The 12,847-nt window shown below is 68.2% G+C and carries 9 protein-coding genes and 1 pseudogene; 6 read left to right on the top strand and 4 right to left on the bottom strand.

Annotated features, from left to right (window positions below):
* Positions 1–221: 221 nt before the first annotated feature.
* Positions 222–1,443, bottom strand: a pseudogene (locus tag ACOOHF_RS03105) (ISL3 family transposase).
* 275 nt (positions 1,444–1,718) lie between these two features.
* Between ACOOHF_RS03105 and ACOOHF_RS03100 the strand changes: the two are divergent.
* Complete coding sequence (locus ACOOHF_RS03100) at positions 1,719–1,985, top strand: hypothetical protein (protein ID WP_420463331.1); 267 nt, start codon at positions 1,719–1,721, stop codon at positions 1,983–1,985.
* 304 nt (positions 1,986–2,289) lie between these two features.
* Here ACOOHF_RS03100 and ACOOHF_RS03095 read toward each other — a convergent pair whose 3' ends face one another.
* Positions 2,290–4,236, bottom strand: a complete 1,947-nt coding sequence (locus ACOOHF_RS03095; protein ID WP_420463330.1) for a CocE/NonD family hydrolase — start codon at positions 4,234–4,236, stop codon at positions 2,290–2,292.
* Between the two features lie 181 nt (positions 4,237–4,417).
* Between ACOOHF_RS03095 and ACOOHF_RS03090 the strand changes: the two genes are divergently transcribed.
* The 5 genes from ACOOHF_RS03090 to ACOOHF_RS03070 are packed head-to-tail and all read left to right on the top strand — an operon-like array spanning position 4,418 to position 11,016.
* Positions 4,418–6,532 carry a hydantoinase/oxoprolinase family protein gene (locus ACOOHF_RS03090; RefSeq protein ID WP_420463329.1) on the top strand — a complete coding sequence of 705 codons (2,115 nt, stop codon included), beginning with the start codon at positions 4,418–4,420 and terminating at the stop codon, positions 6,530–6,532.
* The gene (locus ACOOHF_RS03085; RefSeq protein WP_419936192.1) at positions 6,529–6,657 is read left to right on the top strand and encodes a hypothetical protein; all 129 of its coding nucleotides are present in this window, start codon (positions 6,529–6,531) and stop codon (positions 6,655–6,657) included. Before ACOOHF_RS03090 ends, ACOOHF_RS03085 begins: the two co-directional genes overlap by 4 nt.
* Positions 6,658–6,672: 15 nt before the next feature.
* Positions 6,673–8,106 carry a sodium:solute symporter family protein gene (locus ACOOHF_RS03080; protein ID WP_419936193.1) on the top strand — a complete coding sequence of 478 codons (1,434 nt, stop codon included), beginning with the start codon at positions 6,673–6,675 and terminating at the stop codon, positions 8,104–8,106.
* The gene (locus tag ACOOHF_RS03075; RefSeq protein WP_420463328.1) at positions 8,093–9,853 is read left to right on the top strand and encodes a hydantoinase B/oxoprolinase family protein; all 1,761 of its coding nucleotides are present in this window, start codon (positions 8,093–8,095) and stop codon (positions 9,851–9,853) included. Before ACOOHF_RS03080 ends, ACOOHF_RS03075 begins: the two co-directional genes overlap by 14 nt.
* On the top strand, positions 9,850–11,016 hold the full coding sequence (locus ACOOHF_RS03070; RefSeq protein ID WP_419936195.1) for an NAD(P)/FAD-dependent oxidoreductase: 1,167 nt from the start codon (positions 9,850–9,852) through the stop codon (positions 11,014–11,016). The genes ACOOHF_RS03075 and ACOOHF_RS03070 overlap by 4 nt, the downstream gene beginning before the upstream one ends.
* A gap of 227 nt (positions 11,017–11,243) precedes the next feature.
* Here ACOOHF_RS03070 and ACOOHF_RS03065 read toward each other — a convergent pair whose 3' ends face one another.
* On the bottom strand, positions 11,244–11,537 hold the full coding sequence (locus ACOOHF_RS03065) for a DUF1499 domain-containing protein (RefSeq protein WP_420464323.1): 294 nt from the start codon (positions 11,535–11,537) through the stop codon (positions 11,244–11,246).
* A gap of 86 nt (positions 11,538–11,623) precedes the next feature.
* Positions 11,624–12,793 carry a hypothetical protein gene (locus ACOOHF_RS03060; RefSeq protein ID WP_420463327.1) on the bottom strand — a complete coding sequence of 390 codons (1,170 nt, stop codon included), beginning with the start codon at positions 12,791–12,793 and terminating at the stop codon, positions 11,624–11,626.
* Positions 12,794–12,847: the final 54 nt, after the last annotated feature.

Here is a 12,847-nt window from a genome sequence, read left to right as displayed (position 1 = left end):
CATCATCCAGACGCTAGGCGGAGAAACCGGGCTGCTGGAGGAGTGGTTGGCTCACTACATCAGTGAACGGCTCGACCGACTGCGGGAGGTGAGGGATGATACCGACTCGGAACCGATCAAAGCTGAAATCGCGGATTTGATCACTCGGCTCTGGCGTCTCATTTGCGACAAGAAAGCTCAAGCCGTCACATACAACCTAACCTCCTTGGTTCCTCGCTGTTTCAAGTGGGTAGTTTGAAGTTGAGTTTGCCGCACACGAGATAGGCGATGGTGATGAAGTTCTCGGTGGTCCGGTAGCCGCGGGCCCTGGCCTTGGCGGCCTGGACGAGCGAGTTGATGCCCTCGATCATGCCGTTGCTGATCCGGGAGCGGAACCAGAGGAGGATGCCGTCCCAGTGCTTCCCGATGGTCTTCGCCGCGTCGATGACGGGCTGGAGGCCGCTTTCGGCGGCCCACGAGCACCACTTCTCGAGATAGGTCGCCGCCAGCCGGGGCGGGAGGTCCCAGAACGTCTCGAAGGCGAGCTTGATCCGGTAGGCGAGGGCCGTCTTCAGTCCCCGCCGCGACGGATCGAGCAGTTCGCCGAGCCACCGCCGCTGAGAGGCGGTGAGCTTGCTCCGCCTCTTGAGCCACAGATAGCGGGTGCGGTTCAGCTCGGGACGCTCCTTGCGCTCTTGCCGCCTCACCTCGTCGACCGCCCGGTTCATGAGCCGCTGGACGTGGAAGCGGTCAAAGGTGATCCCGGCCTCCGGGAACGCCTCCCGCGCCCCCTTCATGTAGGCCGCGGACATGTCCATGCAGAGGTCCCGGATCTGCCCGGCGTGCCCCCCGTGCGCCTCGAGGTCCTCCCGGAAGCGGTGCATGACCGGAGCGTCGCGCCCCGGCGTCGCGTACAGAAGCCGCGAACGGTCCAGATCCGCGAACAGCGTGATGTAGTCGTGGCCCCGCCGGCACGCCGTCTCGTCCACGGCCACCGCGCGCACGCCGGAGAAGTCCACATCCGCCCGGGCCTCCCCCACGCGGCGCTTCAGCAGCCGCCACAGCCGCGTGTCGTGCTCGCCCACCAAGCCGGGCCACCGCCCGCACCGGCATCTCCCGCGCCAGCGCCACCACCAGCGCCTCGAACCACAGCGTGAAGCCGCTGCCGGGCTCCGACCACGGCACCTTCGCCTGCTTCACGCCGCACGCCGGGCACCTCACCCGCGGCACCCGCGCGTGCAGGTAGGCCCGGTGCTGGAAGAAGTCCAGGTGCCGCCAGCGCTTCCCGCTCGCGTCGTGCGCCTTGCAGCCCCCGCGCCCGCACGAGGGGCACGCGAACGTCCCGCCCGCCTCGAAGTCCAAGTGCAGGTCCAGGCGGCGCTCGGCCGCGTCGAACTCCGTCCGCTCCACCCGCCACGGCCACTCCAGCCCCAGCGCCCGCTCGAACAGTCCCCGCTCCGCCATGCCGCCGTCCCGCCCGGCCGCTCCGAGTCCCTCCGCCGCCCCGGCCGGCCCCGGAGACCACCGGGCACGTCACGGACCCGCTCGGGCACCGGCGGCCACCGCCGCCCGGCCCCGCCACTCTACCGCCCCTCATCCACCCCCAACAGCGAGGAGCCACCTCCTTCCGCCGCCTGACGAGCCTTGACCCCGAACTTAGGACGCAGCTGGCGGCGTTCATTTCTGGGTTAGGTGCGGGCCCCACTGGGACAAGCGAATGGCTTCAGTGGTATCGGGCGTTGCCTCGACTGGAAGAGCAGCTGCTGGGCGTATGGGCAGTGTCGCACGGTCTTGAGAGTACTCCGGAGGCAGTGTTCAGCGAGGCTTTACCGGTCCTGTTTGGCGGCGAGTCATCTTCCAAGATCCTGGAAGAGCTCGTGGCGGTGTTCCCCGACTTGGACGAACTCGACCTAGCAGAAAAAGCCACGGCTGACCGACGCATCAAGGCTGCCTTGCAAGACTTAGCGGAGCTACGGGTCTTCTTGTTGGGGGAGTTGATCGAGTGACGCCTAGGCAAGGTCCTCGCGATCGAAGGGCTGGTCGAACTCGGCATGACCCCCTCGGAGGCGATTCGCGCTCGACTGGGCCGCGGGAACCCTGCAGGGCTCTCGCTAGCCCTTGTCCCCCCCCAATTGGGTGATGCGATGTAACGTCCTGCCACCCCCTGCCATATACCCATCGAGAGCGCGGCTTTTTACCACGCGCGCACGAGTCGTGGGAGTTCAACCCGAGGAGGCAGGAATGCGACACGACAACCGCCGCGGCGCAATTCGGATTTGAGGCGTCGCGTCCTTCAGGGCGCCGGTTTCGTCAGGGCAGGAGGGGCAGCGACACGTAGGACGCGCGTACCGCGTCGTGATGAACCGTGTTGTTCGCGACGCGCCACTTCCGGTCCCGCGGATCCCCCGTGTTCCGGTTGATGTCGAAGTTGGGGAAGCTGCTGCTGTAGACATCCACGCGAATCCGGTGCCCTGCCCTGAACAGGTTCGCCGAGGGCTCGAGCGGGAACTCGAGCCGATACACCTCCCCCTCCTCCATGAGCCGCGACTGTTCGAACCCCTCCCGGTAGCGCGCCCGAAGGATGCCCTCGGAGACCGGAAACGCGTACCCGCCCGGATAGTCGGGACTGCTCGGATGGACGTCGAGAAGCTTCACGTAGAAGTCGGTGTCCGGCGCGTCGGATGAGACGTGGAGGATGGCGGTGATATTCCCCGCGATCGTCAGCTCCGCAGAGAGCGGTGCGGTCTGGAACACGAGCACGTCCGGACGGGAGGCGATCGGCATGCCGGGGATGCCGTGGCCGGGCAGCGTCTCCATCTCGATCTGGTCGCGCGGGCCCATCCCCTGGAAGCCGAACTCGAGCGCCGGGCCGTAGGCTACGATGCAGCGGCCGTTGCTGGAAACCGTGTTGCGCGGGTCGTACGTGTAGGTCGTCGATGACGTACGCGCGGCAGGCTGCTCCGCCGAGAGCGCGCCTCCCTCGTGAAGATAGAACGCCGTCTCCCGTACCGAGGCCGGGGGCCAGCTCTCCTCGTAGCGCCACTCGCCGCCCTGGTTGATGCGGCCGCTCTCGGCCCGCCGCCCGTCGCCCCCGCCCATGATGAAGTACTTCGCGGGCGCCCACACGTCGGCGCTCTCATCGCCCTTCAGCCAGCGGTCGAACCACCGCAGTTCGAGGTTCAGGTAGTCGGGATAGGTGCGGATGCGGGCACCCTGTTCGCCGAAGTTCACCTCCCCGATCGACGACGCGAAGTTGTTGTGGGTCCAGGGGCCGATGAGGATGTGCTGGTTCTCGCGTCCCATGCGCACCATCGCCTGGTACCCATCGCTGATCGTGCGCGGGTACCAGTCGAACCAGCCCACGACCCACAGGATGGGCATGTCCGGGTACGACTCGAAGTGCTCGTCCATCCCCAGCCCCGGCTGCCGCCAGAAGTCGCTGTAGTCGTAATTCTCGAAGTAGAGCTGGAAGGCGGCTTCCTCGTAGGTGGGGGCGAGGCTGAGCGGCGTCTCGCCGCGCCGCCACGGGATGCGCGAGGCCCAGTCGAGGAACGTCTGACCCGTGCGCATCTCATTGATCGCCTCGGTGATCTGCGGGTTCGCCCGCGCCTCGTTCCCGTTCGACGCGACGGAGAGGATCCACTGCAGCAGCCCCAGACCCAGGGCGCCGCCGCACTTCATGCTGTAGGTGTAGGCGTTCGTCGGCCCCTCGTACGGGATCATCGTTTTGAGGCTGGGCGGGTTCAGCGTGGCGGTCTCGAACTGGACCCACGCCTGGTAGGACACGCCGTACGTCCCGACTTGGCCGTCACAGGAGGGGTGTCGCGCGACCCATTCGACCGTGTCGTACCCGTCCTCCGGTTCCTGCACGAAGGGGAAGAAGTCCCCCGGCGAGGTGAATCGGCCCCGGCAATCCTGGACCACCGAGACGTATCCGTTGCGCGCGAAGAACATCGCGTGCTCGATCGAGATCGGGCGCATCTTGTCGTAGGGGGTCCTCGCGAGGACGGCGGGAAGTCGCTGCTCCAGCGGCTCCCCGTTCTCGGCGGGCAGGTAGAAGTCCGTCATGAGTTCGAGGCCGTCGCGCATGGGGACCGGCACGTCCTTGACGACGACGACATCCCCTTCGGCTTCGGCGGAGAGACGGAGATCGGCTGCCCCGGCGCTTCCGGTCGAGGCCTCCAGGTCGAGGGCGCGGCCCAGTCCGGCCATTCCTGCGCCCGCCAGCCCGGCTTGAACGAACGTTCTTCGGTCCATGCTGGCCTCCTCCGGAAGGTGTGAGAGGGGATGGCCCGCGGCGGCGGACCCGCACCGCTCAACCTACGAAGCCCGTCCCCGGCGTCCAGACGCCGGGGTTCGGGGCGGCCGACCGCCGTCCGTCTTGTGTGGCGCAGCGCCCGCATCGAAGGTTGGTTCGACCTCGCTCCGGGAGAACGCCGTGTTGACGGGCAACCAGTTCCACCTCGGCATAGACGTGGGCGGTACCTTCACGGATGCGGTCCTCATCCGCGGGGAGACGGGTCGGATCGAGACGGCCAAGGTCCCCTCGACGCCCGCCGATCCCGCCGTCGGATTCATGGACGCGCTGTCCCGCGTGCTCGAGAAGGGCGCGGTCGGACCCGGATCGATCTCCCACCTCGTTCACGGGACGACGGTCGCCACCAACTCGCTGATCGAGGGCCGGACGCCCCGGACGGCCTTCGTCACGACCGAGGGCTTCGGCGACATGCTCGAGATCGCCCGCCAGGTCCGGCCCTCCCTTTACGACGTCCACTTCGAGAAGCTCCGGCCGCTCGTTCCGCGCGACCTGTGCCACGAGGTGCCGGAGAGACTGGACGCGGCGGGCGACGTGCTGCGGCCGCTCGATGAGGACGCCGTGCGCGGGATCTCGCGGGCGCTCGCGGAACGGGGGGTGCGGTCCGTCGCCGTGTGCCTCCTGCACAGCTACGCGAACTCCGTGCACGAGACGCGCGTGGCCGAGATCCTCCGGGAAGGAGATCCCGACCTCCTCATCTCTCTCTCATCACGCGTGTGTCCCGAATTCCGCGAGTACTTCCGGGCCAGCACGTGCGTGATCAACGCGTGCATCATCCCCGTGGTGGCGCGCTATCTCGCCGGGATCGAGGAGGGGCTGGGCCGGGTCGGCGTGGAGGCCGAACTCCTCGTCATGCAGTCCAACGGCGGCGTGCTGACCGCGGAGCAGGCCGCGAGCAAGCCGGTGTTCATGGTCGAGTCCGGGCCCGCGGCGGGCGTGGTCTCCGCCAACTTCATCGCGGGCCAACTCGGTCGCGCCGATCTCATCTCCTTCGACATGGGCGGGACGACGGCCAAGGCCGGCCTCATCCTGGACGGCCGGCCCAGGGTGACGAAGGAATACGAGGTCGGAGCGCAGGCCCAGCCCGGTCAGGGGATGACCCGGGCCGCCGGTTATCCGATCCGCACGCCGGTGATCGACCTCGTGGAAGTGGGGGCCGGCGGGGGAAGCCTCGCGTGGGTCGACCCCGGGGGCGTGCTGCGCGTCGGCCCGCGGAGCGCGGGGGCCGACCCGGGGCCCATCTGCTATGGCAAGGGCGGTACGGAGCCGACGATCACGGACGCCAACCTGGTGCTCGGCCGCCTCAACCCGGACTTCTTCCTGGGTGGCGAAATGGAACTCGACGCGGCCGCGGCCGCGTCGGGAATTCGCGAGCGTTGCGCCGATCCGCTCGGCCTCGACGTGGTCGAGGCGGCCAACGGCATCATCGAGATCGCGAACGCGACCATGATCAACGCGCTGCGCCTCGTGACCGTGCGCCGGGGCTACGATCCGCGGGAACTGGCCATGGTCGCGTTCGGCGGGGCGGGGCCGCTCCACGCGTCGCGGCTGTGCATGGAGATGCAGATCCCCGCGCTCGTGATTCCACCCAGCCCCGGGACCGCGTCCGCCCTGGGTCTCCTGGTGACGGACCTCAGGCATGAGTTCTCGCACACCCGGGTCATGCCCGCCGACGCCCCGGATGTCGGCCGGATCCGGTCGCTGTTCGAGAGGATGGAGGACGAGGGTCGGAGGACGCTGGAGCGGGGAGGCGTGGCCCCGGAGGCAATGGAGTTCCGGCGCGGGATAGAGATGCGGTATGCCGGCCAGTCGTCCGAAGTGGCCGTCAGCTGTCCGGCGGAGAGGGTGGACGTCCCTGCGCTGGCCGACGCGGTGCGGAGCTTCCACGTCGCGCACGAGCGCGCCTACGGTCACGGATATCCGGACGAGCCGGTGGAACTGGTGAATTTCACGGTCACGGCCATCGGCCGGATCCCGCGGCCGCGTTTGCAGAGGATCGGCTCGAATGGGACGAGCGTCTCCGACGCGCGGAGAGGGACGCGACGCGTGTTCTTCGCCGATGCCGCCGGTTTCGTCGAGGCGGGCATCTACGACCGGGCGCTGCTGCGCGCGGGGCACGCCGTCATCGGCCCCGCGATCATCGAAGAGGTCGACTCCACGACGCTCGTGCACGCCGGGTACCGCGCGGCGGTGGACGAGTTCGGGAACCTCCTGATCGCCGCCGGAGCGCGGGCATGAGCCCGGAGCCGATGGACATGGACGAGGTCCGCCTCCCCCGGTTCAACCCCTGGCTGGCGCTTTTGCTGCTGGTGCTCCTGGGCCTCGGCTACATCGGGCTCTGGGGCTGGCTGCTGCGAGGGTAAGGTGGGGATCACGTGATGATGGAGGGGGTCCAGCTCTCGTGGTGGTTCATCGGCGCGTACCTCGCCCTCATGCTCGGGGTCGGCGTCTGGTTCCGGCGTCGGGTGCGGTCCGTCGAGGACATGGCGGTGGCCGGGCGGAATTCCGGCGTATGGCTCATCGCGTTCTCGGTCGCGGCCACGTGGATCAACGGGACCACGCTGATCGGGATCTCCGCGCTGGGGGCGGACTTCGGCCTCGACGCCTACTGGAGCGGCGGCTCGTTCATGCTGGGGACGATCTGGATCGCGTACTTCATCATCCCCCGGCTGTGGGGGACGGGGGTGATCACCATACCCGAACTGTTCGGCCGCTACTTCGGGCCCCGCCACCGCGTCGTGTCGCTCGTCCTCATCATTATGCGCGACATGGGGGTGACCGCCGGAACGATCGGGGCACTGACGCTCGTGACCACGACGGTGCTCGGGATGTCGGTGGGAGAATCGCTCCTGCTCTGGCTCGGCGTGACGTCGGTCTACGTGTTCCTGGGTGGCATGTGGGCGGTGATGGCGACGGACGCGATCCAGTTCTTCATCATCCTGGCCGGTTCGATCGGGGTGCTCGTGGGGGGGCTCGCAGCGGCCGGCGGGCTCGGCGGGCTGAGGGCCGACATCGATCCTGCTCTGCTCGACACCTTCGGGCGGGCGGGTGTCACCCAGGTTCTCGCCTGGATCGTCATCGGGCTGGCGATTACCGGGGCGTACCAGGGGCTCATCCAGCGCGGGTTCGCCGCCTCGAGCGCGGCGGTGGCGCGCAAGGGGTTCCTGTACGGAGGGATCATCGCATCGATCTGGTACATGACGCCGCCGCTCACCGGGATCATCGCCCGCACGATCTACGGACCCGGCATGGCGGCCGAGGACGCCTTCGTCACGCTCGCGTTCGGAGCGGCGGGAGACAAGCTGGCGAGCCTGGTCGTGGTGTGCGTGCTCGCCGCGAGCATGTCCACCCTCTCGAGCACGATCAACACGATCGCCTCGAACTTCACGCTGGATCTGTACGTGCGGTTCTTCGCGCCCGCCGCCAGCGCCGCCAGGCAACTGTGGGTGTACCGCATCAACGTCCTCATCGTGGGCGCGCTGGCCGCGGTCCTCTATCTGGCGCTGCCGCTCCTCATCGAGCTGTTCTGGATCGGGGGACGGATCATGGGGGCCTCGGTCGCGCCCGCCCTGGTCGGCCTCGTCCTGTTCAGATCCGTTCGCGAGGCGCCCCGGACCGTCATGGCGGCGATGCTCATCGGCGCCGGAGTCCAGGCCGCCTGGCAGGCGTTCGGAGCGATTCGCGAGGTGGGAGCGGTCGTCATCATCTGGGAGCTGGATCCGATCCTGGTGGGACTACCTCTTACCATCCTCATCCTGTGGGTTGGAACGCGCCTCGAGACTCGAGCGGGAGGTCGACATGCCGCCACGTGAGGTCGACGTGCCGCCGCGTGAAGGCCGGACGGTGGATCCGGTCCTGTTCGAGGTCATCCGCAACGCGCTCGTCGAGGCGACGGAGGAGATGTCCGTCACGCTGCAGCGGACGGCGTATTCGACCAACATCAAGACGCGGCTGGACTATTCGTGCGCCTTCGTGGACGCGGCCGGCCGCATGGTGGCGCAGGCATTCTGCCAGCCCGCGCACCTGGTGACGATCGGGCGGCTCGTCCCGCGCGCGGTCGCCGAGTACGCGGACGAACACGGAGGCGCGACGCTCGCTCCGGGCGACGCCCTGCTGGTCAACGACCCGCACCGCCAGGCGAGCCACCTCAACGATGTCTTCCTCATCGCGCCCTTCTTCCACGGGGGCGAACTGGTCGGCTACGTGGCCAACTGCTGCCATCACGTCGACGTGGGGGGCGGGGCGCCCGCCAGCATCGGAGCGTTCCGCGAGATCTACCAGGAGGGGATCATCCTTCCCGTCGTCAGGCTGTTCACCGGCGGTGAACTGGCGGAGGACGTGCACAAGCTCTTCCTCGCCAACGTGCGCGCGAAGAAGGAGGTGGCGGGCGACCTGAGAGCGCAGTCCGCCGCGAACGAAATCGGGCTTCGGCGGCTGTCCGCGCTGTGGGAGCGCTACGGTGCTGAGACCCTGCGCTTCTACATCGAGCGCATGATCGAGTACAGCGAACGGAGGCTTCGCGCCGAGTTGGCGGGCCTCCCGCGCGGCGAGTTCGAGGCGGAGGGGTGCCTCGACGACGACGGAATCACCGGCGAACCCGTTCACCTCAAGGTCCGGATCCGCTTCGACGGTTCGTCGGCCCGCTTCGATTTCACAGGGACCGACCCGCAGCGGGCGGCGCCGATGAACTGCAACCTCACGCAGTGCTTCACGGCCTGCGTCTACGTGCTCAAGTGTCTGGTCGATCCGGACATCCCGCTGAACGAGGGCTTCTATCGTCCGATCGAGGTGGTCGCGCCCGAGGGATCGGCGGTCAACGTCCGACCCCCAGCCGGCGTGGTCGGAGGGTGGGAAGTCGCGATGCGGCTCTGCGACATCATGTTCCGGGCTCTCTCGGATCCCATGCCCGACCGCGTTCCCGCGGGAACGAAAGGGATGATCTGCCACGTGGGGTTCGGGGGCGAGGATCCCGCGAGCGGAGAGTACTACTGCTTCCTCGAGACGCTCGCGGGGGGGTACGGCGGACGCCACGACTCCGACGGTCCGGACGCGGTCCAGACGCACATCCAGAACACCCAGAACGCGCCGGTCGAGGAGACGGAACTCAACTATCCGGTCCGCATCCACGAGTACAGCCTGGTCCCCGACTCCGAGGGGGCGGGGCGCCAGCGCGGCGGGCTGGCGCTGTGTCGGGAGTACGAGTTCGTGGGCCACGAGCCGACGTTCACGACGCTGGCGGACCGGGCCCGCTTCCCGGCCCATGGCCTGCGCGGGGGCGGGGAGGGGAAGGTCGCGAGTTACCTGTTGATCTCGGACGGGGAGGCGCGTGTTCTCGGCTCGAAAGCGACGGTGCAACTGGCGAAGGGAGACCGCGTGCGTATCGAGACCGCGGGCGGCGGCGGGTTCGGGCCGGCGCACGAACGGGATCCGGAGGCCGTGCTCCGGGATGTGCGGGAGGGCAAGATCTCCCGGGCCCGGGCTCGGGAAGCCTACGGCGTGGCCATCAGGTCGGGCGAATTGGCCGTCGACCTGGCGGAGACGGAGCGACTTCGGTCATGAAGACCGCGGACGCCGTCGTCATCGGCGGCGGGATCATGGGGGCCAGCGCCGCACACTTCCTCGCAAAGAGGGGGTTCGGACGCGTCGTCCTGCTTGAGAGGGGACGCCTGGCGGGCGTGAGCACGGGACATTCCGCCGCGATCGTCCGCACGTACTACTCGAACCCGATCACCCTCGAACTGGCGAAGCGGGCCCTTCACATGTTCCAGAACGATCGCGAACTGCTCGGCGGCGACTGCGGCTTTCGCCCCATCGGCTTCCTGCTCCTCATCGGCGAGCGCCTGCGCGCGGCCGGGGAGCAGATCCTCGAGTCGGAGCGGCGGCATGGACTCCACGTCGAACGCCTCACCGTGGAAGAGGTGGCCGATCTGGCGCCTCCACTCTCCCTGGACGGCGTCTCTTACGGCATCCTCGAGCCTCGCTCGGGCTATGCCGATCCGACGCGGACGACCGAGAACCTGGTGGCGGCGGCTCGCCCATGGGGACTCGAGCCCCGCGCCGGCGTCGCGGCCACGGGCGTCCGCCAGCTCGGGGACCGGGTGGTCGCAGTGGAGACCGAGGGCGGGCCGATCGAGACGAACGTCGTCGTGAACGCCGCAGGTCCCTGGGCCGGTCGCGTCGGCTCATGGCTTGGGCTTAAGTACTCCCTGCGCTGGAGCCGCGAGAGCGATCTGTTCGTGCACATGCCGGTCGGCTTCGGAGCTCTCCCCGTGGTGTCGGATCCGGGTCTGCGCTTCTACCTGCGACCCGATGGCGAAGATCGGATCATCGTCGGACTGGGGGCGCCCAAGGAGATCGAGCCGGTGGAACCCGACGGCTGCGATCCGGCGCTCGATCCGGGGATACGAGAACGCATCGAGCGCGTGCTGTTCGAGCGGATTCCCGCGCTGGCGAACGCAAGACACCTGGGCGGCTACGCCTCGATCTACACGATCACGGACGACTGGCACCCCATCGTGGGCCCGGAGCCGGGCCTCGAGGGTTACTACGCCTTCTTCGGCGGGAGCGGCCACGGATTCAAGCTGGGACCGCCCATCGGCGAAGCGCTGGCCGACGTGATCTGCGGCGAGACGCCGGCCATCGACCTCTCACCCTTCCGGCCCGGCCGTTTCATCGACGGGAAGCCGCTCACCTCCGCATGGGGCGAAGGCAACCGCGGCTGAAGCTATGGGCATTGATTCGGTCGCGACGTGGCGTCGTTAGTTGTGCGTAACAAGGACGTTGGTGACCCGTCGTGGCGGTGGTTGCTGGAAGTCCCTGTGAAGCCTTATGCCAATTCAAAATCAGATTTTCAATTGGCATAGGCCGACACAGGGGCACCGACACGCCCATGATCACTCGAGATCTCGCGCCGTTGCTCCGGCGGGCCGCGGCGACCATGCCCGTTGTGTTAGTGCTCTCCGGAGTTGATCGCTTCAAGCCCCCTGCGCACTCGCTCTACCCTCCGCCGGTTTACCCCGAAATCGAAAATGCCGACGCGAGACGCCGACGTTACATGGGCGACGCCCTCCAACGGACACCACCGGAACTCCAGATCGTCGCGGAACCCGAGCCGGGTTCTGCAGACTGCGCGCAGGTAGTCGTCCGTCGCCGTCACGATATGGGTGCGTGGCATGGAGGCAACGACTTCCCGGAGGCGACGAAAGAGTACGACCGGGTCTCCCGGGGTGCGAAACGGTGCCACCCGGTGAATCCACCAGCCACCAAGCTCGCTGCTCACATGGTCGTGCCTGAGCTTCCGAAACGGGCGTGTTCCAATCTTGTTCCGTATCAACGGGGGGTGAAGCGCTGCACCCGGCGTCCTGTCGAGGCTTCGCCCACGTAGATGTTGCCGCGGGAATCGACGCTCATCCCGTGGGGGCGCAGGAACTGGCCCAACTGGCGCCCGCCGCGACCGAACTCTCCCACGATCTCGAGGTCGCTGCGGCGGAGGATCCACACCTTGTGGTTGGTCCCGTCGGCGAGGTAGAGCCAGCGCTGCTCCGAATCGGGTGAGAACGCCACCACGAACGCCGAGCCTGAAGCTCGCGTCTGCGGCGCCACGATCTTTTCGGCCTGGAACGCGCCCTGCTGATCGAACACCTGAATCCGGTTCCCGCGGCGGTCCGCCACGTAGATGAGGCCGTCGTTCGATCCGGCGAGGCCGTGGACGGTGGAGAACTGGCGGGGCGCTTCCGTGTCAGGTCCCCGGCTGGCGTAGTCGTACTCATAGGCGTCGTCCGGCGCTGCTCCGTAGGCGCCCCAGTGGCGAAGATAGGCTCCAGTCTCCCCGTGGAAGACGACGACGCGGCGGTTCCGGTAGCCATCGGCGATGAAGACCTCGTTGTCCTCGGGGTCCACCCAGATGCCGGCGGGGCCCCCGAGAAGTTCCCTGTCATCGCTCCCCGCGTTCTCGTCGTAGCGGCCGATCGTCATGAGGAGGTCGCCGGAGCGCGTGAACTTCATGACGCGGTGGTGGCGGTAGGTGCCCACCCAGACGTAGTCGTTGTGATCGACGAAGATGCCGTGTGCGTTGCGGGGGAATTCGGACACGTCCTGCGTGGCGGGGTCGCCCCAGCCCTGGACCACGTTGCCCTCGGGATCGAACTCGACGACCACGGGGGCCGGCACGCAGCAGGTCCCGATCGGCGGGTCCTGCACCGCGGAGATCTCTTCGGGTGTCAGCGTCTCGGGCAGGTGGGTGACCCAGACGTGGTCCTGCGCGTCGACGAACACACCGGTGACGGATCCCATGATCCAGAGGTCGGGCATCTCGCGCGGCCAGCCGGGATCGACCGCGAACGAAGGAGCGCCCCCGTCGGGCGATGCGCCGGCCGCGGCGTCCCCGCCAGCGCCGGGGCCTGAACACGCGGACAGGAGAACCCAGGCGGCTCCCGCGATTCCGCACACCGCGGCGGACCCCCGCCCCGGCACCGCGCTGAACCGGCGACTTCTCGTCATTCCCGTGTGCCTGGTCGCTTTCCGCATGGTCGTCTCCCGCCGGATGCCGCCCAT

The sequence above is a fragment of the Candidatus Palauibacter sp. genome, assembly GCF_965216145.1.
Lineage (GTDB): Bacteria > Gemmatimonadota > Gemmatimonadetes > Palauibacterales > Palauibacteraceae > Palauibacter.
This window is presented reverse-complemented; position numbering and strand designations above follow the sequence as displayed.

Coding starts and splice junctions, on each gene's coding strand:
- ACOOHF_RS03095 (WP_420463330.1), bottom strand. CDS start 4,236: ATGGACCGAAGAACGTTCGTTCAAGCCGGGCTGGCGGGCGCAGGAATG.
- ACOOHF_RS03085 (WP_419936192.1), top strand. CDS start 6,529: ATGAGCCCGGAGCCGATGGACATGGACGAGGTCCGCCTCCCCCGGTTC.
- ACOOHF_RS03080 (WP_419936193.1), top strand. CDS start 6,673: ATGATGGAGGGGGTCCAGCTCTCGTGGTGGTTCATCGGCGCGTACCTC.
- ACOOHF_RS03075 (WP_420463328.1), top strand. CDS start 8,093: ATGCCGCCACGTGAGGTCGACGTGCCGCCGCGTGAAGGCCGGACGGTG.
- ACOOHF_RS03070 (WP_419936195.1), top strand. CDS start 9,850: ATGAAGACCGCGGACGCCGTCGTCATCGGCGGCGGGATCATGGGGGCC.
- ACOOHF_RS03060 (WP_420463327.1), bottom strand. CDS start 12,793: ATGACGAGAAGTCGCCGGTTCAGCGCGGTGCCGGGGCGGGGGTCCGCC.